Source organism: Flammeovirga pacifica, from assembly GCF_000807855.2.
GTDB classification, from domain to species: domain Bacteria; phylum Bacteroidota; class Bacteroidia; order Cytophagales; family Flammeovirgaceae; genus Flammeovirga; species Flammeovirga pacifica.
This window is the reverse complement of sequence record NZ_JRYR02000001.1, coordinates 1,386,435-1,408,492: the sequence shown is the minus strand read 5'-3', so window position 1 is coordinate 1,408,492 and position 22,058 is coordinate 1,386,435. Positions and strand designations below refer to the sequence as shown.

The 22,058-nt window shown below is 33.0% G+C and carries 23 protein-coding genes and 1 riboswitch; of the genes, 17 read left to right on the top strand and 6 right to left on the bottom strand.

Annotation, left to right across the window (positions count from 1 at the left end):
• Positions 1-198: 198 nt before the first annotated feature.
• The 5 genes from NH26_RS05695 to NH26_RS05675 all read right to left on the bottom strand — a co-directional run bounded on the left by NH26_RS05695 (position 199) and on the right by NH26_RS05675 (position 3,446).
• A complete protein-coding gene (locus NH26_RS05695) occupies positions 199-471 on the bottom strand; it encodes a hypothetical protein (protein WP_044219137.1) in 273 nt (90 codons plus the stop codon).
• Between the two features lie 299 nt (positions 472-770).
• Positions 771-1,151 (bottom strand): DUF1987 domain-containing protein, encoded by a 381-nt coding sequence (locus NH26_RS05690; protein WP_044219138.1) that lies wholly within the window; start codon positions 1,149-1,151, stop codon positions 771-773.
• Positions 1,152-1,204: 53 nt separating this feature from the next.
• Positions 1,205-1,867: an ion channel gene (locus NH26_RS05685; RefSeq protein WP_052431813.1), complete on the bottom strand. Its 663-nt coding sequence runs from the start codon at positions 1,865-1,867 to the stop codon at positions 1,205-1,207.
• 2 nt (positions 1,868-1,869) lie between these two features.
• The gene (locus NH26_RS05680) at positions 1,870-2,451 is read right to left on the bottom strand and encodes an acyl carrier protein phosphodiesterase (protein ID WP_044219139.1); all 582 of its coding nucleotides are present in this window, start codon (positions 2,449-2,451) and stop codon (positions 1,870-1,872) included.
• Positions 2,448-3,446, bottom strand: a complete 999-nt coding sequence (locus NH26_RS05675) for a helix-turn-helix transcriptional regulator (protein ID WP_044219142.1) — start codon at positions 3,444-3,446, stop codon at positions 2,448-2,450. The genes NH26_RS05680 and NH26_RS05675 overlap by 4 nt, the downstream gene beginning before the upstream one ends.
• 118 nt (positions 3,447-3,564) lie before the next feature.
• Here NH26_RS05675 and NH26_RS05670 point away from each other — a divergent pair, with 118 nt between their 5' ends.
• Complete coding sequence (locus tag NH26_RS05670) at positions 3,565-4,560, top strand: radical SAM/SPASM domain-containing protein (RefSeq protein ID WP_044219143.1); 996 nt, start codon at positions 3,565-3,567, stop codon at positions 4,558-4,560.
• A 128-nt stretch (positions 4,561-4,688) separates the two neighbouring features.
• Positions 4,689-5,513: a histidine kinase gene (locus NH26_RS05665; protein ID WP_071397097.1), complete on the top strand. Its 825-nt coding sequence runs from the start codon at positions 4,689-4,691 to the stop codon at positions 5,511-5,513.
• Positions 5,514-5,587: 74 nt separating this feature from the next.
• Here the strand turns inward: NH26_RS05665 and NH26_RS05660 are convergent, their stop codons facing one another.
• On the bottom strand, positions 5,588-6,010 hold the full coding sequence (locus NH26_RS05660; protein WP_044219146.1) for a hypothetical protein: 423 nt from the start codon (positions 6,008-6,010) through the stop codon (positions 5,588-5,590).
• A 222-nt stretch (positions 6,011-6,232) separates the two neighbouring features.
• On the opposite strand from NH26_RS05660, the gene NH26_RS05655 reads away from it, so the two are divergent.
• The 15 genes from NH26_RS05655 (at position 6,233) to cobU (ending at position 22,055) form a co-directional block, all read left to right on the top strand.
• Complete coding sequence (locus NH26_RS05655) at positions 6,233-7,687, top strand: cobyric acid synthase (RefSeq protein WP_174549705.1); 1,455 nt, start codon at positions 6,233-6,235, stop codon at positions 7,685-7,687.
• Positions 7,681-8,694 (top strand): pyridoxal phosphate-dependent aminotransferase, encoded by a 1,014-nt coding sequence (locus tag NH26_RS05650; protein ID WP_044219151.1) that lies wholly within the window; start codon positions 7,681-7,683, stop codon positions 8,692-8,694. The genes NH26_RS05655 and NH26_RS05650 overlap by 7 nt, the downstream gene beginning before the upstream one ends.
• The gene (gene cbiB / locus NH26_RS05645; protein WP_044219154.1) at positions 8,679-9,608 is read left to right on the top strand and encodes an adenosylcobinamide-phosphate synthase CbiB; all 930 of its coding nucleotides are present in this window, start codon (positions 8,679-8,681) and stop codon (positions 9,606-9,608) included. The genes NH26_RS05650 and cbiB overlap by 16 nt, the downstream gene beginning before the upstream one ends.
• A complete protein-coding gene (locus tag NH26_RS05640; protein WP_044219158.1) occupies positions 9,609-10,133 on the top strand; it encodes an AAA family ATPase in 525 nt (174 codons plus the stop codon).
• Positions 10,134-10,147: 14 nt separating this feature from the next.
• Positions 10,148-10,344: riboswitch (cobalamin riboswitch) on the top strand.
• A 142-nt stretch (positions 10,345-10,486) separates the two neighbouring features.
• Positions 10,487-11,272 carry a (2Fe-2S) ferredoxin domain-containing protein gene (locus NH26_RS05635; protein WP_052431815.1) on the top strand — a complete coding sequence of 262 codons (786 nt, stop codon included), beginning with the start codon at positions 10,487-10,489 and terminating at the stop codon, positions 11,270-11,272.
• A 28-nt stretch (positions 11,273-11,300) separates the two neighbouring features.
• A complete protein-coding gene (locus NH26_RS05630) occupies positions 11,301-12,236 on the top strand; it encodes a sirohydrochlorin chelatase (RefSeq protein ID WP_044219162.1) in 936 nt (311 codons plus the stop codon).
• Between the two features lie 2 nt (positions 12,237-12,238).
• Positions 12,239-12,952 carry a precorrin-2 C(20)-methyltransferase gene (gene cobI / locus NH26_RS05625; protein WP_044219165.1) on the top strand — a complete coding sequence of 238 codons (714 nt, stop codon included), beginning with the start codon at positions 12,239-12,241 and terminating at the stop codon, positions 12,950-12,952.
• 2 nt (positions 12,953-12,954) lie between these two features.
• Complete coding sequence (cobJ, locus tag NH26_RS05620) at positions 12,955-14,325, top strand: precorrin-3B C(17)-methyltransferase (RefSeq protein WP_044219169.1); 1,371 nt, start codon at positions 12,955-12,957, stop codon at positions 14,323-14,325.
• 26 nt (positions 14,326-14,351) lie between these two features.
• On the top strand, positions 14,352-15,542 hold the full coding sequence (locus NH26_RS05615; RefSeq protein ID WP_044219498.1) for a bifunctional cobalt-precorrin-7 (C(5))-methyltransferase/cobalt-precorrin-6B (C(15))-methyltransferase: 1,191 nt from the start codon (positions 14,352-14,354) through the stop codon (positions 15,540-15,542).
• 2 nt (positions 15,543-15,544) lie between these two features.
• A complete protein-coding gene (gene cobM, locus NH26_RS05610; protein WP_052431817.1) occupies positions 15,545-17,389 on the top strand; it encodes a precorrin-4 C(11)-methyltransferase in 1,845 nt (614 codons plus the stop codon).
• Between the two features lie 2 nt (positions 17,390-17,391).
• Positions 17,392-18,141: a precorrin-6A reductase gene (gene cobK / locus NH26_RS05605; RefSeq protein WP_044219174.1), complete on the top strand. Its 750-nt coding sequence runs from the start codon at positions 17,392-17,394 to the stop codon at positions 18,139-18,141.
• A 1-nt stretch (position 18,142) separates the two neighbouring features.
• Positions 18,143-19,228, top strand: a complete 1,086-nt coding sequence (gene cbiD / locus NH26_RS05600; protein WP_044219177.1) for a cobalt-precorrin-5B (C(1))-methyltransferase CbiD — start codon at positions 18,143-18,145, stop codon at positions 19,226-19,228.
• 2 nt (positions 19,229-19,230) lie between these two features.
• The gene (locus NH26_RS05595) at positions 19,231-19,944 is read left to right on the top strand and encodes a cytochrome c biogenesis protein CcdA (RefSeq protein WP_044219179.1); all 714 of its coding nucleotides are present in this window, start codon (positions 19,231-19,233) and stop codon (positions 19,942-19,944) included.
• Positions 19,945-19,946: 2 nt separating this feature from the next.
• A complete protein-coding gene (locus NH26_RS05590) occupies positions 19,947-21,530 on the top strand; it encodes an AAA family ATPase (RefSeq protein ID WP_052431818.1) in 1,584 nt (527 codons plus the stop codon).
• A 3-nt stretch (positions 21,531-21,533) separates the two neighbouring features.
• On the top strand, positions 21,534-22,055 hold the full coding sequence (gene cobU, locus NH26_RS05585; protein WP_044219182.1) for a bifunctional adenosylcobinamide kinase/adenosylcobinamide-phosphate guanylyltransferase: 522 nt from the start codon (positions 21,534-21,536) through the stop codon (positions 22,053-22,055).
• The last annotated feature ends 3 nt before the right edge of the window (positions 22,056-22,058 follow it).

Here is a 22,058-nt window from a genome sequence, read left to right as displayed (position 1 = left end):
CAGTACCGCATTACTAAGCTTATACAGTAAATCATTTTTAAGTATTAGAAACAAAGCCTTATCAATGTCTATAATATTTTTGTGACTTACTTAGTGTTCACTTGAGTGAGTCAGTGATAGATTAGAAGAAATAAAAAAAGCCCGACATTATTTAAAATATCAGGCTTATAATATCATATAGTAGATCTTATTGATCTATTAATTTTGGCTCGTTAAATTGTTGTAATCAACTCCTCTTTCTTTGATTTGTTTATAAACCTCTTGGTTTTTCTCAAAAATCTGAAATTTACCGTAAGAGAAATCATAAACATAATAATCAATACTTCCTAAAACACCTACTAAAAGAATCATATAAGCATATCCTTTAATGGGAGTGAGGTATTGTAAAAAAGAGCGATATAAACGTACAAAAATAGCTACGTTCGATAAAATTAAATAAGCAAAAAGCAAAAAATTAAATAACCAAATCATAATTCTGTTGTATGGGTAATAAAAAGTCAAATCATTTTTAAATGTTTGATTTTATTACGGAGTTTCTTATTAATTAGTTAGAAATCATTAAATTAATCATGTAAGATTTTGGTCTTAAAGTCTTTATGACTTGAAGGTAGTCTTGAAAAGTTCACATGTTAATCAAAAAATAATCATATTATAATGCAATAACGCATAAATTCGCGTCATATTATAAAAAAATTCCTTTCTTTTTTAGGAGAAAGGAATTTAATAAGATTTTTTAAAAAAAATATATCCTAATAATTTTTTTTGCTTGCTTAGTAAGCAATTAGGTTAATATTTTTCCATCCAGAATCAGAAATGAAATCCTCTCCAGTTTCTAACATATCTTCATCATCTTTCTTGTAATACCAATTGACAATGGCTTTTCCTTTTCCAGCTTCTTCGTAGGCCTGTAGCATCTCTATGATCCTAAAGAAACTTTTAGATGAAGCTGTATTGAAATAGGTCATTTTATAATTTAATGTAATATTTTGACCTGATTGTTTTAAGTAATTACTTACCCAATTGAATAATGGTTCGAAAAATTCAGCAGTGTATTCATGGTATGATTGACCACTGACTTCCAAAAGACCTTTTGATGGATCAAAGTTAACTTCTGGAACAAATTCTTTCTTTTTAATAAATAGTTTTTCCACGAGTCGTTGTTTTCACAGTTAATAATAAATAAAGTAGATACTTTCTATTGATGTTATTTTCCATGTTCTTGCTGGTACTTACCGACAAGTAATGCCATTAATATAGCCATATAAAATTGTCCTACCATTGCAAAAATAACAGAAAAAGCTTTGACTTCATCTGCTACAGGAGAAATATCGCCATATCCTACTGTTGTTAATGTAACAAAGCTAAAATATATCAAGTCGGAAACCTCAACTGGTTGAGAAAACGCTTGATTGTAGTAAAGTATATCACAAACTTTAAAAAGAGCAAAAGCAATTACTCCGATTTGAATATAACCGGCAATTGCTCCTAAAATAGTATTCAAATTTACTTTATTTGCTCCCCACACTTCAATTAATAAAATTCGGAGAAAAAAGCAGAAGTAAATAAGAAGTGCTATCCAACTTACTATAATAGCATTGTCATTTTCTATGCCAACTGTCGCACCTCTTCCAAAAATTATCATAAATGATATGAATGTGAAGACTTTATTATAAGTATTTTTTTTTCTGATGAAATTTACGATGGCAAATAATAGAACAATAAGAGAGATATCACTCACTAAATCTATTACTCCAAATGATTGAAAAATAATAGGTGCCCATAATACTAAAAAATAAGCGATGATAAGAAGAATATATCTTAATTTATGAAGATTGTTAAATATAGTTTTACTGAAAACAATTGCCATTTTTATAATTTTTGTTGCTTTGTGAAATTTACTAAGTCTGGAAAGAAATCAAAAAAATGTTTCTGATAAAATTGATAATCTTCTTCTAACCATCCAGCAGCTTTCGATAGTTCTGCTCGGTTTTTAATTCTTCTTTGCATTCCGGAAAAAACTTTTTCCATACCGCTTAAATTAGCATAGACATTTAGCCAATCATAACTTTTCATGTAAGGATACATATCTAACGCCTTTTGAGGTACCCAATCTTTGTTCCAATAAGGGTGGTCGTAGAATTGATGAGCAAAAGCATATAAGTCTATCTGTTTTTCAAAGGAGGTCCAATGTTTAGCAAGAAAATGATCATAATAAATATCTACTACAATTAATGAGAATCTTCCTGCATTTGGGCGTAGACGATTTTGTATTTCTTTAGTGACAGGATGTTGATCAGTGTATTCATCAATTAAACGATGAAGTCGTACACCTTTTTCTACTTTTTGAGGTAGATAATCAAGTTTTTTTCCTTTCACAAAGTCGCCAAGAAAATTTCCAAACATTTCTTCTTGATCATCCTTTGATAAATATAAGTGTGCTAAATAATTCAATATTTTTGAGCTAATTTTTTAATTTCTTCTGCCATCCATTTTCTTAGACTAAAGGGGGCTAATACTTCAATCTGACTTCCCCAGCTTAAGATAATTGATCTTAATTCATTATTGTCTACTAATTTCAAGTGAATTTCAACACCATCTTCCTCCTCATTTATTATTTCTTGAGAATCATGAATTTTACTTGTCTTAAAATAGTTGGCAGCTAGTTTACTTACCAATAATCTTATTTCTTGAGGTTTACCTTTTAAGGTGACACCAATGCAATGTTTAAAATATGCATCTCTATCAAATTCTTTCTCAATGTGGAAAGGTGTGTCTGGTAAAAGCTGTAAATCTATGATTCGATCAATGCCTAAAGTCCGAATTGCTTTTCTATTTTCAGCATACCCAGTAATGTACCATAGACCTTTGTATTCTTTGATGAAATAGGGATGGAAATCGTATGTTTCTATATCATTAGTATCAAATTTTTTATACTGTATTTGTATTACTTCATGATTTTTAGTGGAATCTATCAAAGATGAAAATAGTTGATCTCCCTTAGAATAGATTTTCTTCTCTAAGTGAATAAAATTTTCAAATTTCTTCTGTTTATCATTATTGAATGTTTTTGTAATATCTAAACCATCCAAAACCTTATCGACAGCATCAGAAAAATTACTTAAAACAGGGAGTGCTTTAAATTCATCTAAAAAGGTTTCTACAAAATTTAGTGCTTCTAAATGTTCTTCAGTAAGGGTTACACCCAGTAATTTATATTGAGGATCGCTATACGAATACCCATCAAACTTTTTTGAATAAACAATTGGTGCATCAAATTCCTGTCTTAATGCTTGTAAGTCTTTTTCTATAGTAGAAGGAGAATTAACACCAAATTCATCACGACATTTATCAAGCAAATACATTTTTGATGGATAAGGGTTTTGTTTACTTCTTATGCATCGATCTATTAATAGATACCTTAAAAAAGATAGTTTACTACTTTTCATCAGATTTAATTTTATCAGTTATCTAAGTTACCAAGAAAAATGATTTAATTTGTTATTCATCCTTTTTTAAAGACGATAATTGGCATTTTATCGTACGCAAACAGATCTAACATCAATTATGAGAAAACTCTCGTTGAGAAAAATATATAACGCATTTCTTATTTTTATTAGTTATCAGATTTCTAAATATTTGGGTTGGGAAGTTCATTGGGGAGATCCAATTAGTATTGCTATCGAACCTACAACCTCGTGCAATTTAAGATGCCCTGAATGTCCTAGTGGATTAAGATCTTTTACCCGTGATACCGGAATGCTTTCTACATCTCTTTTTGAAAACGTAATTCAAGAATTACAAGGGACTTTAATGAATTTGACCTTTTATTTTCAGGGAGAACCCTATTTAAATAAGAACTTTTTGAAAATGGTAAAGATAGCTGACGAACATAAAGTGTTTACTTCTACCTCTACCAATGCACATTATCTTAATGATCAAAATGCTGATGCTACCGTAAAATCAGGTTTAGATCGATTAATCGTTTCATTAGATGGTACTACTCAAGAAACTTATGAAAAGTATAGAATAGGGGGCGATATCGAAAAAGTATTGGATGGTATCCGAAATATAGTAGCTGCAAAGGATCGATTAAAATCTAAAACTCCTGAAGTGGTTATTCAATTTTTAGTGGTTCGTCCTAATGAACATCAAATAGAAGAGGCAAAGGAATTAGCAAAAGAATTAAAGGTTGATGATATACAGTTTAAAACGGCTCAAATTTATGATTATGAGAACGGATCTCCTTTAATACCCACTTTGGATCAATATTCTAGATATCAGAAGACTGATGATGGAAAATATCAATTTAAAGGAAAATGGGAGAGACATTGTTGGAGGTTATGGAATTCTGCAGTGATAACTTGGGATGGCAATGTGGTTCCTTGTTGTTTTGATAAAGATGCTAAATACGTACTAGGAACTTTAAAAAATGATTATATTGGGTTTAGAAAAATATGGAGAAATAAATCCTACGTCAGTTTTAGAAAACAACTTCTGAAAGGAAGAGAGAAAATAGATATTTGTAAAAACTGTACGGAGGGTTTAAGTATTTATAATTGAACTTGAAATAAATTTATCTTTTTACAGTTCTATAAATAAAACTACAATCATAAAGTAAATTAACAGTGAGATACCTTTTTTGTAATATGTTTTTTCTAGCATCATTTTTACTCTCTAGCTCTAATGCGATGGCTCAGAGTAATTATAGTTTTACGGCTTTTGAACGTGAAAGAATGATATGGATTGCTGTTGTCGTTGTTTTAACTTTCTTATGTATCACTATTGATGTGCTGAGAAGACGTCAACAAAAGCGAGGAAGAAAATCATATAATGCCCAAAAAGAAAAAATAAATTATCTAGAAGATAAGGTAAGAGAGTTAGAAGAAATTCAGGTGAAACCTTCAAAAGTAAATAAACCTAAGATTCAAGATGAGATCATAGAGATGTCAGGCGAATATCTGCCAGAAATAGAAGATTCTAAAACAGACCTTCAAGATGAAGCTTATACTTCTTCACGTTTAATGGGGGTACATGGTGATTCTTTGAAAGTGATTGAAAATGATGATGTTGGAGAATTGACAATGGTTTCAACCCATAATTTTGGGAAGCTGAAAGAAATTCAACCCCAAGAGTTTATGGAAGAGCTTATCGATGATTTAAAAGATAAAATCCCAGAAAATGTGAGTATTGATTCTCAAATAGGAGGTGCTCCAAAAGTAAAAGTAAACCCTAATTCTTTCACAAAGGCGATCAATGCTTTAATTAGATGCTCTGCACATACGATAGAAGGAAATGGTAAGATTACAATATCATTGTACGCCTCACTTGGTGAAGCACAAATATCAATTTCTGATAACGGTAGAGGTTGGGGTTATGATGGTCAATCTACTGAAGATATAAAAACACTTGATTTAGCTAAAAAAATATTGAAAGCACAGAATGCAACTTTTGATATGAACGCTCAAAAAGGGAAAGGTACTGAGATGGTTATTTCAATATCGAATAAGCTGTAACACAGGATAAGTGGTTTTCACTGATCTCTTTATATATGAAAAATGGTTGTCTGATTTATCAGACAACCATTTTTTTATACTAATTCATCTTCCAGAACATTCGCCCAAGTTTGCATGTATTCAGCGGCATCACTTCGGTTTCCTTTTTGTAAATATCTAAAACCACCTGGGAGTGCTTTCAGAATTTTTTTATTTGACAAATATTCTAAATGAGGAATGTCCTGTACCTCTAAACCAACATCTAAAAGAACATCGATCATGTTATCTACAGGCATTCCACTTGCAGGACAGTAGTCATTTGCAAATTCACTCCATTCATCTAATTTTTGTTTTTGAGCGTTTTGGTATATTTCTTTTGCATTGAGTGGGGTGATTGCTTGAACGAGATGCCCACAGTTACATTTTCCAGGGTGCCCCCACATGTAGTCGGCACCTAAAGTGATATTTTCTGCGGCTTCTCTTAATTTAGTGATAAGTAGCTGATTAGATTTTGCCATATTTGTATTGAATAAATTGTAACTCTCTACTAAAATAACAATTGATTATCTATAAGGTTTATTGATCTTAAAAATAATTTCATCTAAAGACCTATTCATAAGCGAAATTTAAATTAATGAAATTGACTTTTTATTGAAAAGCGGATTTCATTATTTAGAAATAATTGAATAATTGATAACTTCGCAAAAAAACTACAAACTTCATTTCTCTAAATAAGTACTATGAGTAAAATGCGTCCCATAATGCTTGTGGGTACAAGTTCAGACGTTGGTAAGAGTTGGGTAACAACAGGCATTTGTCGATGGTTGAAAAACAAAGGTTACCAACCAGCGCCGTTTAAAGCTCAAAATATGTCTTTAAATAGTTTCGCGACTTTTGATGGTTTGGAAATTGGAAGAGCCCAAGCAGTACAAGCAGAAGCATGTCAATTACCAGTTCAGGTGGAAATGAATCCTGTACTTTTAAAACCGTCTTCGAAAAATAAATCTCAAGTTATATTACATGGAAAACCAATTGGAGATCAAACAGCTAAAGAATATTTTTTAGGTGATAATAAAAAACAACTCTTTTTAGAAGCTCAAAAAGCTTTTCATCGACTGTCTACATCTTATGAACCTATCGTAATGGAGGGGGCTGGAAGTATCAGTGAATTAAATTTAAAGCATAGGGATATAGTGAATATGCGTATGGCAAAAGCCGCTAATGCTTGTGTTTACTTAATTGCTGATATTGATAAGGGGGGTGTTTTCGGTAGTGTCTACGGAACAATTGCCTTATTAGAAGAGTGGGAAAAGAAGTTATTAAAAGGCATAATCATTAATAAATTTAGAGGAGATGCTTCTTTATTCGTAGAAGGTAAAAAGAAATTAGAGGAATTGACTGGCTATCCTGTTTTAGGAGTATTACCCTATGTAAGTGATATTATAATCGAGGAGGAGGATTCTGTTGCTTTAAGGAAAAGACAAATAAAGGCAAAGGATGATGCATTAAACGTGGCCGTCGTCAAACATTATTATTTATCTAATTATACCGATTTTCAGGCTTTAGAAAACGAAGAACTCATCCATCTTTATTATACCAGAGACCCTAAAGAAATAGAAAAAGCGGATATCATCATTCTTCCAGGAACTAAAAATACGATGTATGATTTAGCGAAGTTAAAAGAAGAAGGATTAGCCGATATTCTAAAACAGAAATATAACAATGTACCCATTATAGGGATATGTGGAGGGTATCAAATGTTAGGTAAAAAAATATTTGATCCATATCATGTTGAAAGTGAAAAAAGTGAGGAGGAAGGTCTTGGAATTTTTGATATAGAAACGACGCTATCAAAAACAAAACAAACGGTTCAGCAATCTTTTAAATTTAAATCTTACGAAGATAATTGTGAGGGGTACGAGATTCATATGGGAGAAACAAATGTTCCCGATCAATATGCTTTAAATGATGTCAATGGTGTAAAAGAAGGTTTTTTTGATGGTCATTTATGTTGGGGAACTTATTTTCATGGTGTATTTGATAATCAAGTGGTGGTAAATGAGTTGTTGAATGTGAAATTTCCTGAGGCTAAAGCCATTGATTATAAATCCTTTAAAGCGGAACAATTTGATAAACTAGCCGATTGGGTAGAAGAAAATTTAGAAATGGATAAAATATTGGAGGATATATGCTAAACGGACATGGTGATGACCTTCATCTAGTAGATCAAGAAATTCAATATAACTTTAGCTCGAATGTTTTTTATAAAGGATGTCCTAATTCTATTCTAAATGAACTATCCAAGCAAATTGCAAGTATTCAAAATTATCCTTCACCAAGTGCTGAAGAATTAAGTGATTCAGCTGCACAAAAGTATAATTTAGCACCTTCAAATTTCTTGTTTACAAATGGAGCAATTGAGGCATTCTATTTAATTGCTCAACATTTTAGAACTAAGGAAGCAAGTATTATTGTACCTACTTTTTCAGAGTACGAAGATGCGTGCCGTATTCATGATATAAATTATCAGTTGATAGATCGGAACGAAATCTATCATAAGGTGAAAGGGGATCTATGCTTTATATGTAATCCAAATAATCCAACAGGGGAGGTTTTTTCACTTCAAGAACTGGAACAACTTTTTATAAAATACCCAAAGGTTATTTTTATTATTGATGAGGCTTATATTGAGTTTACTACAGCAACCGAAAGCTGTCTTTCTTTCATGAATAACTACGACAACCTTGTTATTGTACGATCACTTACAAAAACTTTCTGTATTCCTGGCTTGAGATTAGGGTATATAATAGCCTCTTCAAAACTAATTGAGGAATTTAAAAATATAAGAATCCCATGGAGTGTGAATGGGTTAGCAATCAAAATTGGTCAATATCTATTTAAGCATTACAATCAATTACTTTTTAATATTGATGAGCTGATAGCTGAAAGAAAAGTATTTCAAGAGCAATTGAGTCATATTGATTATTTAAAAGTTATTGAAACCAATACAACTTATTTTTTAATTCAACTGAAAAAAGGGAAGGCAAAAGATTTAAAAGCATACCTAATTCATCATGGAGTGTTAATTAGAGATGCTACAAATTTCACTAACCTTGATGGGGAGTTCATCCGTTTATCTGTTCAAAAACCTGAAGCAAACCAAGCTTTAATACACCTGCTTTCTTTATGGAATATAAAATAATTCTACTAGTTGTTGCTTTTGTTTTAGACTTATCCTTTGGAGATCCACGTAGTTTACCTCACCTTATTGTTGGTTATGGTAGGTTGATTTCTATTGGTGAGAAAATGCTAAATAAAGGAAGAGCCAAACTTTGGAAAGGAGGGTTGTTGACTATTATATTAGTGACCCTTTCGTTTGTCATACCTTACTTTATTTTAAGTTACTTACAATCTATTCATATCTATTTGTCAGTCATTTTAGGTGTAATTTTACTCTTCTATTGTCTAGCGAATAAAACCTTAATAAAAGAAGGAATAGCTGTATTCGACGAGCTAAATAATCATGGAATTATAGCTGGGAGAAAAAGACTTTCTTGGATTGTGGGAAGGGATACTTCTCAACTAAATGAGCAACAAATAAGGACTGCCACATTAGAAACAATGTCAGAAAACTTAAGTGATGGTGTAATCGCTCCACTGTTTTATTTTGCATTATTTGGCGTTCCCGGAGCCATGGCATACAAAATGATAAACACTTTAGATTCTATGATAGGTTATAAAAACGAGAGATATGAACAATTTGGTAAAATTGCAGCGAGGCTAGATGATGTTGCTAATTTCATTCCTTCACGACTAACCGCTTTTGTAATGCTAGTTTACACTTTTAGCTTAAATAAGTTGGGAGAAGTTTTTAAAGAAGGGAAAAAACATAGTAGTCCTAATGCTGGGTACCCTGAAGCGGCATTGGCCTTAATATTAAATGTAAGATTTGGTGGCCCTAATGTGTACAGTGGTAAAATTGTTGACAAACCCTATATAGGTGCCAATGATAGGCAAATTCAACATGAAGAAATATTTAAAGTAGGTCGAATAAATTATGGATCATCTATCCTTACTGTTGTCTTAATTCTTGTGTATTTATTTCTAATATCATAAATGAGAAAGTACATTATTTCGGGTGCTGCAGGGGCAGGGAAAACGACTTTAATTGAGGCTTTAAATGAAAAAAACTACCCAATTGTATCAGAAGCCTCTCGGCAAATTATTAGTCAAGAGCAATTAAATTCTAGTGATGGAATGCCATGGGGTAACATTGAAAGATATAGCAGGTTAGTATATCAAAAGATAGTCGATGATCTAATAGAGCTAGAAGAAGCCTGTTTTACAGATAGAAGTTTAATTGATGTGATCGCCTATTTGGAGTACCAAGATAGAGCAATACCTTCTTCGTTAAAGAATTTTCCGTTTGATAAATTTTATCAGAAAAAAGCCTTTGTGGCTTTACCTTGGGAAGATATTTACGAGAATGATGCACAACGACCTGAATCTTATAACTATCATGTTCAATTATCAAAAAAGGTAATTGCTACTTATGAAAAATATAATTTCGAAGTAATAGAAATTCCATTTACTTCTGTAGATAGAAGAGTAGACTTTGTGTTAGAGAACACTTGTTTGTAAATAGAAATTAACTAACTTTACCTCACTTAAAAGGTGTTCCTTTGTTTAGGAATGAAAAGGGAATTTGGTGTAAATCCAAAACTGTACCCGCAGCTGTAAGCTTTTAACTCTATAATTAGAGTACTTTAATTACAGAAAACCACTGTCGAAAGATGGGAAGGTGTAATTAAAGAAAGCAAGTCAGAATACCTGCCTTAGAAGTAAATAAATTAACAGGACTTTCGGGATTAAAAGTTGTGATCATAAACTAACTATACAGATAAATTATTCTTCCAACAGAATAGATAATGTATAAATAGATTGTCATTCTATTTCTCTCCAAAGCCCTATCATCTACTTTTGACAATCGGATAATGGGCAAAAACCTAGCTGTAGCAAAAGATGTTTTTTTATTCTGTGATGGTGGATCTTGCCAAAAGGCAGGCTCAGAAGCAGTAATAAGAAGTATTCGGGCATACTTAAGAAACACAGGACAATGGGATAGTACGCATACTATAAAAACACGTTGTAATGGACGTTGTGAAGATGCACCCACATGTATAGTTCAACCACATTTTTGGTACAAAGAATTAACACCAAAGAAAGGCTTGCAAATTGTAGAAAGTCACATTCTACATCAAAAACCAGTTAATGAATACCTTCTTTATCAAGAACATTGGGAAGAAGTAAAATCTGATAGACAGATCTCTCCATTTAAACCAAAACCTTTTAAAATACAAGAAGATCAACAATTAGGTGTTTGTGCTATTACTAAGGGTTTAGCCTCAGATCAATATACCTATCCATTGTTTTTATATCTCAAAGAAAATAGCCCAAGTTCTTCTTTAGAATTGCCTATTAGTCAAAAAATTGAGTTTTCGGAAATAACAGAAGTGGTGTATAACAAAACATACACTTTAGAATTAGAAACGAAAGAAAAAACTATTGATTTTGTGATTGGCCCGATTGATCAAAAAGACAAAGATCTTGTGGCTCAAAGAATTGCTAGTGTTGAATATTTTGAGCAATTATCTACCAATAAAAAAGGGGTTCGATTAAAAAATAAATGGGGCGATTTGATTGCCTTCATTTGGCTTGATAACAATGCGTGGGATTATTGTTTGCAAATTCAACTAATGGGAATCACATCAATAGCTTAAGAAAAAACGCGATCCAAAAAACTAACAAATGAAAGAGGGAATACTACTATGTGGACATGGTTCACGTAGGAAATCAGGTACAGACGCTTTTAAAAATCTAGTAGGAATTCTGAAGAAACGCTACGAAAATCAATATGAGGTAGATTATGGATTTTTAGAATTTAGTCATCCATTGTATGAAGCCGCTGTTGAGAGGCTTTACAGAAAAGGAGTGAGAGTTATTTATGCATTACCTGTGATTCTTTTTGCAGGTGCACACGCTAAAAATGATATTCCTTATGAGATGAATTCGATACAATCCTATTACCCTGATCTTGAAATAAAGATGGGGAAACACATAGGAGTAAGTTCTTTTTTATTAGAGCTTTCTCAAAAAAGGATTGAAGAAGAAGAAGCAAAATTACCGCCTATTGATAGAAAGGAAAGTGCCATAATGGTAATTGGAAGAGGAACTACAGATCCAGATGCAAATTCTGATGTTCATAAACTAGCAGCGATGTTATGGGAAGGTATGGGCGTTGGATTTACTTCTGTTGCTTACAGTGGAACAGCTTTTCCTAATATTTCAGAGGGTTTACCAATTTTTGATAAGTTAGACTATAAAAGAGTTTATGTAATACCATTTTTCTTTTTTACTGGAGTGCTGTTAGAAAGAATCTATCAATCCGTTGAAGAACATAATCAATCCTCAGATACCCAATATGTTGCTACCGAAGCTTTTGGTGCAGACGAGTTAATTCTTAGAGCTTTTGATGAAAGACTTGATCAGGCAAAACATGGAGAAGGAAATATGAATTGTCAGTTATGTAAGTACAGAAAACAAATCATAGGCTTTGAAGAAGAAGAAGGAAAAGAGCAAATAGGACATCACTTAAATGTAAAAGGGATCTTATTCGAGGAAGATGAAAAAGTGAATGAGAGAAAAGGGGTAGTGAAGAGTTTTAAAAACTTGTTAGGGATTTAAGAATGGAAAATACAACGGCAATTTATGGTGTTTCCTTAGGTCCAGGAGATCCTGATTTGATAACAGTCAAAGGGTTGAAAACTTTAAAAAAGGTTGATCTAATTTATTATCCGGGATCCATTTTTTCTGATGGGAAAAAGCAAAGCTATTCTTTAAAAATTTTAGAAGGTTTAAATATTGATTCGAAGAAACTGAGAGGGTTTTACATGAAAATGACCATGGACAGACAGTTTGTTCATTCAGTTTATGATGAGACTTGTCAAAATATTATAAGTGAAGTAACCAAAGGAAAAAAAATTGCAATTGTTTGTGAGGGTGATTTAAGTACGTACAGTTCATTTTCCTATTTATTAGAAAGATTTCAAAAACATCAATTACAGGTAACTCTAATACCAGGGATAACCTCTTTCCATTTGGGTGCTTCAGAAAGTCAGACACCATTGGCTTTATTAAATGAGACGATAAAAATCCTTCCATTTTTTGATTCTAGAGAAAATATCGAAAAGGTTTTAGAGGAAACGAATACGATCATTTTAATGAAAATTAAATCAGTAATGCATCAGATTATCCCAATGCTTAAAGAGAATAATCTTTCATTTACTTACTGTGAAGCATTAGGTACTCCACAACAATTTATGACCTCTTCTTTAGATGATCTGAAAGATCGAAAAGTCCCATATTTTTCATTAATGATCATTAAAAATACAAGAATATAATTATGAAAATTACTTTAGCAGGCTTAGGTCCTGGTGATAAAGAATATATTTTACCTTTAGTGGTAAATGCACTTAGAATGGCAGATGTTGTTATAGGATATGATTACTATTTTCAATTCTGTGAGGAGTTTTTTAAGGAGGGTGTAGTGACCATAAGTATGCCTTTAGGAAAAGAGGAGGAAAGGGCAGAAGTAGCCATTCAAGAAGCAAAGAAAGGACAAAATGTACTTGTTATAGGTTCTGGAGATGCAAGTATATACTCTATGGCAGCCATTGTTTATCAAATGGTTTCACTTGAAAAAAATGATGAAATTGAATTAGAAACCTTGCCAGGTGTGTCTGCTTTTTTGGCGGCAGGCAGTAAGTTAGGAGCTCCACTAGGTCATGATTTTTGTTGTATTTCACTTTCAGATTTGATGACTCCATGGCAGGTAATTGAAAAGAGAATTAGAGCAGCATCAAAAGGAGATTTTGTATGTAGTTTGTATAATCCTAAAAGCAAGAAAAGGTATTGGCAGCTAGAACGTTTAAAGAAGATCTTTTTAGAAGATCGTTCGCCTGATACACCTATTGCCATTATCAGACAGGTCACAAGAGAAGAAGAAAAAATCATCATTCAAACATTAGGAACTTTTGATGTGGAATTAGTAGATATGTTTTCTTTAGTGATGATAGGGAACTCTCAGACGTATCAATATAAAAATCATTTAATTACTCCAAGGGGATATCTAAATCGTAAACCTCAAACAGGTTTGGAAATTCAGCAAGAAAGCTTTCGTATAGTTACGGATCAATTGAAGGATGTACAACATAGCGTGGCTGATAAATGGGCTATTACCAGAACCATTCATACAACGGGAGTATTAGATGATCATATTCATTATCAGGCAACTGAAAATGCAGTTCATATTTTCCATGATTATTTAGTGAATGGTGGAGTAGTGATTACTGATGTCACTATGGTACAAGCAGGAATCACTAAAAAATATACCAAACAATATAACAATCAGGTGATATGTTGTTTGAATGATCCATCTACTTTAGAGCTTGCAGAACAAGAGGGTTTAACACGTTCTCAAGCAGGAATTAAACGAGCTATAGCTCAATATCCTAACGCTCTTTTTGTGGTTGGTAATGCACCAACAGCACTTTTTGAACTTACAGAACAACTTAGAGAAAATAAAGATTTTAATCCTATTGGAATCATTGGTGTTCCTGTTGGTTTTGTCAATGTTTTAGAATCAAAAGAACAACTTGTGCAAGCTAAAAACACAGAGTGGATTACACTTCATGGCAATAGAGGTGGTAGCAATATTGCGGCAGCATTAGTCAATGCCTGTTTTACAGTTGAGGAATCATCAATTTATTTTTAACTGTGGAAGAAGTAGCTTACTCAAATATGGATTTGACTGTAGTAGGAATAGGGAATCATCCGCAGTTACAACTTTCTTCTGATATAGAAAATCTAATCAATACTGGGAAGGTGTTTTCTGGTGGTAAAAGGCATTATGAAATTGTTCAATCGATTTTACCTAAAGATCATATTTGGATAGAGATCTCAGGTGCCATGCAAAAAGTGATTTCCTCTTTCACACAATATGATCAAAAGGTAATCATTTTTGCTTCGGGAGATCCCTTGTTTTTTGGTTTTGGGAATACAATAAAAAGACTTTTACCTGAGGCTAAAATGACAGTTTATCCTTACTTCAATTCCATACAAAGGTTAGCACATAAAACACAAGTAAACTACAGTGATATTAAAACAATATCTCTGCATGGAAGACATACTTGGAAGCCTCTTGATATAAGTTTGATTCAGGGGGAATCTTTAATTGGGATTTTAACAGATAATGATCATTCACCTCAAAAAATAGCTAAAAGGTTACTTGAACATAATTATACTAATTATCAGGTGATTGTGGGCGAGGAATTAGATGGTTCTGATGAGAAGATTCAAATACTATCATTAGAAAATGCTCAAGCTTTACATGAAGTGAAGAAGCTGAATTGTATCCTTTTAATCAAAAAGGCGGAATTATTTATCCCAAGGAGTTTTGAAGATAGGAGTTTTCAAACATTAGAAGGAAGACCTGGGATGATAACCAAACAATCCATCAGAACTTTATCCTTGGAGTCTTTATCGTTATGGGACAAATCATGCTTTTGGGATATTGGTAGCTGCACAGGAGCCATTGCTATTGAGGCAAAACTGAACTATCCTAAATTGAATGTTTTTGCATTTGAAAAAAGGATAGAATGTGAGGATATAATCGATAGTAATACAAAATCACATTTTTGTCCTGGAGTAAATATTTCTATCAACGATTTCTTTGATGAAGATTTAAATAGTTACTCAGTACCCAACGCGGTATTTATTGGAGGACATGGTAATAGACTTAGAGAGTTGATAGTAAAGGTAGATAAGGTATTACAAGAAAACGGGATCGTAGTGATGAATACTATTTTAGAAAAGTCTTACCAAACATTCATGGCTGTTTTTGATGAATTGAAATATGAACTGAAACATCCCGTGAAGATAAAATTAAATGAATATAACACAGTACATATACTTGTTGCTCAAAAAATATAATTATGAAGAAAATTGCTTTCATTTCAACTACGGATAGAGGTATAGATCAAGCACTAATACTTCAGAAGGAATTTCCTAAATCTATTGTTGTGACAACACGTTCTACAGCACATGCTTCTGTATCGAAAGTGGGCTCATTAAATGCATTTTTAGAAAATAATTTTCATAAATATGATGGATTTTGTTTTGTGAGTGCTATGGGTATTTGTGTTAGATTGATTTCACCCTTTATAGAAAATAAAGTCTCAGATCCTGCCATAATTTGTGTTGATGATCATGGGAAATATGTTCAATCAGTATTAGCTGGGCATTTAGGTGGAGCAAATCAATTGGCAAAAAAAGTAGCTCAAATTACAGGGGGGCAACCAATTATTAGTACCTCAAGTGATTTACAGGAGATATGGTCTTTAGATACTTTAGGAAAGGAATACGATTGGCAATTAGAACATGAAGGTTCCCTGAATGAATTAATTAGTCTATTCGTAAATAATCGCCCCACTGCATTACTTCTTGATATTAAAGATAAAGGTACAGAAGCATTAGAACGAACTCTTCCTGATTTTGTAAAAGTGTTTTACGATGATAAAGAGATTGACTACAAATTATTTGATCTATTGATTGGAGTTACCTACAAGGTTTACACAACCCCAATTCCAGCTCTATTTTATAGACCTAAGGTATTGAGTTTAGGATCAGGTTGTTCTAAAACATTAGATTTTGAATTATTTGAAAGTCGATTAAAATCAGAGTTAAAATCAAAAGGTATCTCTTTTGCTTCGATTGCCTCTTTTGGTTCCATTGATATTAAAGCACAACAAGGTGCTTACTTGAGTTTTGTCAAAAAATACAATCTTCCGTTTTTCACTTTTACAAAAGAACAAATTGATAATGTGGTAGTACCCAATCCTAGTGAGATGGTACAATCTAAAATTGGAGTGGATGGCGTATCAGAGTCTACTTCTATGATTATGGCCAATCAAAGGAAAGTCATTGTTGAAAAGCAAAAAATTCATTTGGATAACAATGATAAGTTCACGTTTGCTTTGGCATTGAACAAATCAAATGAAAGGCGAAATGCGGTGGCAATTATAGGTGCAGGTCCGGGTGATGAAGAGTTGATTACGGTGAAAGGTAAACGATATTTAGAAACAGCAGACTGTGTTTTATATGCGGGTAGTTTAATACCGGAAGAAATGATCGGGTGGTGCAAAGAAAATGCGATTGTAAGGAATTCAGCAATGATGACCTTGGAAGAGCAAGTAACCCTGATGTATGATCAATATAAAAAAGGGAATGCAGTAGTTCGTTTGCATAGTGGTGATCCTTCTTTATATGGGGCGATTCAAGAACAAATGACCATTTTTGATGAACTAGAAATGGATTATTTTATAGTACCAGGAATTTCAGCTTTTAGTGCTGCGGCATCAGTATTGAAATCAGAATTTACAATCCCTGAAGTGGTACAATCTATTGTTTTGACAAGAGGAGAAGGGAAAACACCAATGCCATCGGAAGAGAGTATTTCAAATTTTGCTAAGACCAATGCCACCATGTGTATTTTTTTAAGTGCAGGAATAGCAAAGAAAGTAGAGGCGCAGTTATTAGGTCATTTTGATGAAAATACCCCTGTAGCGGTTCTATATAGATTGACATGGAAAGATGAAGAAATCTATCAAGGGAAATTAAAAGACTTAGCTAAAATTGTCAAGGATAGTAAGCGGACTAGAACTGTATTGATTGTGGTTGGAAAAGCAATTGGAGCTAGAAAAAATAGGTCGCAATTATACAGTCCAGATTGGCAACATATCTTCAGGACAAATAAAAAGTTTGTAATCAAAGAAGCATAGGGATGGTATTATTATTTGGAGGAACTACGGAGGGTAAAAAGGTGATGAATTATTTTGATACTCATCAGGTGCCATATATTTATTCAACAAAAACAAAGATTGATTTTAAGAATAATTCTTTGTCTCGTTATAGACATGGAGCACTAGATGCATCAAACTTAAAAGAATTAATTAAAAAGGAGGAGATCACTTCTATTGTGAATGCATCTCATCCCTTTGCACAGGAGTTACACTCGATGGTGCATCAGGTAGCCGATGATGTTAGCGTTCCTGTAATTCGTTTTGCCCGCAAACCGTTATCAATACCTTCCAATAAAAATATCCATTGGGTGTCTAATTTTAATGAAGCACTCACTTTAATGCTTCGTAAATATCAAGGAAAAAGATTATTAAGCTTATCTGGAGTTCAAACAATTGAAAAATTGAAGCCTTGGTGGGAAAATCAATTTGCATTGTTTCGAATACTCCCTAGAGATTCTTCTAGAGAGATTGCTTACAAGTCTAAATTTCCTCAAGAACACCTTCTTTATGGTTGGCCATCAGAAAATATAATGAGTGAAATCAACTTGATAAAAAAACATGATATCGATCTTGTTTTGACAAAAGAAAGTGGTCAAAGTGGTTTTTTACAAACAAAAATTGATGCTGCATTGAGTTGTGAAATCCCAATCATTATCATTCAACAGCCTAAATTTCCAACGCCAAAAGTGACGGTGTACTCTGAAGAGGAATTGTCACATTTATCTTTTTGATATGGGATTAAAGAAAATACCAAAAGGAGAATTGAGGGATGGATTTACCACTGGAACTTCTGCTACAGCTGCAGCAAAGGCGGCTTTAATAGCGATCATACATCAAGAAGTACAAAAGGAGGTAGATGTTCATTTGCCCATTGATAAGGTATTAAAGATACCCATAAAACAGTGCTCATTTTCTTCATCTAGTGCTGAATGTAGTGTTATAAAAGATGCGGGAGATGATCCTGATGTAACCAATGGAGCTGAGATTGGATGTCAATTGCAATTCATTTCAGAACAGGAAATTCAATTTATTGCAGGTGATGGAGTCGGTACAGTCACACTTCCAGGTTTACAGCTTGAGGTAGGAGAGCCAGCCATTAATCCAGTACCAAGATCTATGATCAGAAATGCGCTACAAAAACTACTTCATGATTTTGATTTAGAGGTAGGCATAGCAGTAACGGTCTTTGTTGTTGATGGGAAGAAGTTAGCCAAAAAGACATTAAATGAGAGGGTAGGTATTATGAATGGTTTATCCATTTTGGGTACCTCAGGAATTGTCAAACCGTATTCTTCTTCTTCTTATATCGCAAGTATTGAACAAGGCGTAGATGTAGCTATTGCGAATGGTATTGACCGACTGATTATCAATTCTGGAAGTAGAAGCGAAAAGTATCTTAAACAACTCTATCCCAACTTTTCAGAACAAGCTTTCATCCATTATGGAAACTGGATTGGTGACACACTAAGAAAAATAGAAAAAGAAAAAATAAAAGAAGTAATGATGGGAATCATGCTTGGTAAAGCTGTGAAGTTAGCACAAGGACAATTGGATACACATAGCTGTGTTTCGAGTTGGGATAAAGACTTTATCGCTGACATTGCATCTTCTTGCGGGTACTCTCAAGAGCTTGTTGAGCGAGTGAAACAATTAAACATGGCAAGTAGATTACCAGAAGTTTTTCCTTTTGAAGAGGAAGAGCATTTCTATCAGGCATTACTTCAAAAGTGTTTCTATCATATTACTTCATTATTAAAATCAAAACAAATACATCTTTATCTAATCAGTAAAGATGGAGAGTTTATTCAACTAAAATAACTATGACTTTTGCAAATATTATTCGCCCTTTAATGGCAGGGGTATTACACTCGTTTGAGCCAGACCATGTCACAGCGGTTTCTGTTTTAGCATCAGAAAATGCCATTAAACAACAAAAGACCTCGATGAAAAATGTCTTGAGAGCTTCTCAATGGGCACTCGGTCATTCTGTTACTTTAATTCTTTTAGGAGGAGTGGCATTACTGTTTAAAAATACGCTGGAAGTCTTTGTTTCAAATCTATCACAATGGGCAGAATTTTCAGTGGGACCCATCATGATTTGGTTAGGAATAGTTTCTATCAAAAGGAATCATAAAATCAATGAAATGATGCAAGATCATAAGAAGATTGAGGAGCATGATCATTTAGATAGTAACCTCATTCACCTCCACGGAAAACAAGGAGAAGAGATTGCAATGAATCCAATGTCACGTTCTTTTTGGGTAGGAATGTTACACGGATTAGCTGGAACAGGTGGAGCATTGACATCCGCCTTAATATTGAGTTCTAAAACTACTTTTGATGCCATTATGATCTTAATGATAGAATCTGTGGGGATTATTATTGCCATGGGTATTTATAGTTACGCTTTGCTATCAGTTTTAAGTCGTTTTATCGAGAGAAATATTTCTATTTTTAAATGGATGAATGGTTGTGCTGGGTTGGCATCAATTCTTATTGGTTTGTATTGGATGTATAATTCAATAATTGCTTAGTTATGTTATTTCCCTTCACAGCAATTGTCGGTCAAGAGGAATTTAAATTGGCCCTTCTTTTAAATTGTATAGATCCTTCTTTAGGCGGGGTCTTAGCAATTGGCGATAAAGGTACAGGTAAAACTACTCTTATCAGATCATTATCTCAATTATTGGAACGCCCCTTTGTTAACCTACCAATAGGTGCTTCTGAAGACCGTGTAATGGGTCATTTAAATTTAGAAAAGCTAATTAATGATAAGCAGGAACACCTAAAAGAAGGTTTATTAGGAAAAGCCAATCAAGGATTCTTATATGTTGATGAAATTAATCTATTGAATGATTATTTAATGGATATTTTATTGGATGCATCTGCTTCGGGGTTTTACTTTTTAGAACGCGAAGGTTTATCTCAAAAAGTAACAAGTCAGTTTAGTTTTATAGGCTCTATGAATCCTGAAGAGGGAGAATTAAGGCCTCAGCTAAAAGATAGATTTGGATTGAGCGTTCATATAAAAACTATAAATGATGTTGAGGATAGGGTGCAAGTCATTAAAAGAAGATTACGCTTTGATGAATCTCCAAAAGAATTTTATGCACAATATCAAGAGGAAGAAATTCAATTGTATAACAAAGTACAGTACGCTATTGGGGAGTTAAATCAAATACAACTTTCTGATGAGGTATTTACTTATTGTTCTCAACTAGCAATTGATGAAGGAGTAGAAGGATTACGAGCGGATATTTTATTATTTAAAACGGCAAGAGCTTATGCGGCTTATCACGATTTAAAAATAGTTACCGTAAAGGAAGTAAAAGCCATTCAGCATTTGGTGTTATCCCATAGAAGTAATAAGTCTAATCAAACACCACCACCACCTGATCAGCAACAAAAAGAGAAAGAAAAAAAACAGCAAGAAAAGAGTGAAGAGCAGCCTTTTTTTCAACCAATAATTCCTCAGAATGAAGTGAAATTCAATTCAATTTTTTCATCAGGATCTCAACAAAATGTGGTTGTGGGAAAAGAGAAAAATACGATTGATCAAAGGAAAACTGTAGGACAGTATATAGCTAAAGATCAATTTGAATTGCACTATAAAAATCAAGTAGAATCATCAAAAAAGCATATCATATTTATTATTGATGCAAGTGGCTCAATGTATAAAGAAAAGATGGTTGCGTATGCCAAAGGAGTGGTACAAAAAATGGGTGAAAAGGAATCCAATATACATACTTCATATTCATTGATATCACTTGTAAATAATGAGGCAAAGGTGATACTCACATCAAATGATAATTTTTCTTTGGTGGTTAATCATCTTCAAGAATTAGAAAGCGGAGGTAAGACCAATGTGATAGAATCATTTAAAAAAGTCAATAATATTCTTTTATCAAACCATAGTGATGAAGCAAATTTAGTCTTGATTTCTGATGGACATTTCTGTGCTGAACATACTTTTTCTGATATAGTTTCTACTTATCAATATTACTGTAAAAAAGTCAATCAATTGATTTTGTTTGATACTGAATTTGGTGTTGTTCAATTAGGAATAATGCAACAACTATCAAAAACTTTAAATGCTAAATACGAAAAACTAATCCCTTAAATAATGAAACAACAAGCAAAGGTGCATTTAATAACGGGCGGTCAAAGATCAGGCAAAAGTGTTTTTGCTGAGAAACTTGCCTCTTCATTAAGTGACCAACCCATTTATTTAGCTACTTCCAAAAAAGGAGATGGAGAATTTGATGAAAGAATTAAAGTGCATCAACAAAGAAGGAGTGTGAAATGGAAGACAATAGAGGAAGAAATAAACCTTCATCTACAAGATTTGACAGGTAAGGTTGTACTAGTGGATTGTATTACTTTATGGTTGACAAATATTTATGATGAATTCGAATTTGATAAGGAGAAAACACTGGTCAAAGCAGAAGAAATTTGGGAGAAATTGATCAGCCAAAACTGCCATTTGATCGTAGTGTCAAATGAAATCGGATTAGGAGGAATTTCTATGCATAAAATGACAAGAAATTTTACGGATATACACGGTTTGATCAATCAAAAAATAGCGAACAAAGCTCAAGAAGTCACTTTTATAGTATCAGGTTATCCAATGATCGTTAAATCATAAATC

Excerpts from the sequence above, each read along its gene's own strand:
- cobM (WP_052431817.1), top strand. The coding sequence starts at position 15,545 with ATGAAGAAAATTGCTTTCATTTCAACTACGGATAGAGGTATAGATCAA.
- NH26_RS05635 (WP_052431815.1), top strand. The coding sequence starts at position 10,487 with ATGGGCAAAAACCTAGCTGTAGCAAAAGATGTTTTTTTATTCTGTGAT.
- cobK (WP_044219174.1), top strand. The coding sequence starts at position 17,392 with ATGGTATTATTATTTGGAGGAACTACGGAGGGTAAAAAGGTGATGAAT.
- NH26_RS05675 (WP_044219142.1), bottom strand. The coding sequence starts at position 3,446 with ATGAAAAGTAGTAAACTATCTTTTTTAAGGTATCTATTAATAGATCGA.
- NH26_RS05630 (WP_044219162.1), top strand. The coding sequence starts at position 11,301 with ATGAAAGAGGGAATACTACTATGTGGACATGGTTCACGTAGGAAATCA.
- cobI (WP_044219165.1), top strand. The coding sequence starts at position 12,239 with ATGGAAAATACAACGGCAATTTATGGTGTTTCCTTAGGTCCAGGAGAT.
- cbiB (WP_044219154.1), top strand. The coding sequence starts at position 8,679 with ATGGAATATAAAATAATTCTACTAGTTGTTGCTTTTGTTTTAGACTTA.
- NH26_RS05650 (WP_044219151.1), top strand. The coding sequence starts at position 7,681 with ATGCTAAACGGACATGGTGATGACCTTCATCTAGTAGATCAAGAAATT.
- NH26_RS05595 (WP_044219179.1), top strand. The coding sequence starts at position 19,231 with ATGACTTTTGCAAATATTATTCGCCCTTTAATGGCAGGGGTATTACAC.
- NH26_RS05695 (WP_044219137.1), bottom strand. The coding sequence starts at position 471 with ATGATTTGGTTATTTAATTTTTTGCTTTTTGCTTATTTAATTTTATCG.
- NH26_RS05660 (WP_044219146.1), bottom strand. The coding sequence starts at position 6,010 with ATGGCAAAATCTAATCAGCTACTTATCACTAAATTAAGAGAAGCCGCA.
- NH26_RS05685 (WP_052431813.1), bottom strand. The coding sequence starts at position 1,867 with ATGGCAATTGTTTTCAGTAAAACTATATTTAACAATCTTCATAAATTA.
- NH26_RS05665 (WP_071397097.1), top strand. The coding sequence starts at position 4,689 with ATGGCTCAGAGTAATTATAGTTTTACGGCTTTTGAACGTGAAAGAATG.
- NH26_RS05640 (WP_044219158.1), top strand. The coding sequence starts at position 9,609 with ATGAGAAAGTACATTATTTCGGGTGCTGCAGGGGCAGGGAAAACGACT.
- NH26_RS05655 (WP_174549705.1), top strand. The coding sequence starts at position 6,233 with ATGAGTAAAATGCGTCCCATAATGCTTGTGGGTACAAGTTCAGACGTT.
- cobU (WP_044219182.1), top strand. The coding sequence starts at position 21,534 with ATGAAACAACAAGCAAAGGTGCATTTAATAACGGGCGGTCAAAGATCA.
- NH26_RS05615 (WP_044219498.1), top strand. The coding sequence starts at position 14,352 with ATGGATTTGACTGTAGTAGGAATAGGGAATCATCCGCAGTTACAACTT.
- cobJ (WP_044219169.1), top strand. The coding sequence starts at position 12,955 with ATGAAAATTACTTTAGCAGGCTTAGGTCCTGGTGATAAAGAATATATT.
- cbiD (WP_044219177.1), top strand. The coding sequence starts at position 18,143 with ATGGGATTAAAGAAAATACCAAAAGGAGAATTGAGGGATGGATTTACC.
- NH26_RS05590 (WP_052431818.1), top strand. The coding sequence starts at position 19,947 with ATGTTATTTCCCTTCACAGCAATTGTCGGTCAAGAGGAATTTAAATTG.
- NH26_RS05670 (WP_044219143.1), top strand. The coding sequence starts at position 3,565 with ATGAGAAAACTCTCGTTGAGAAAAATATATAACGCATTTCTTATTTTT.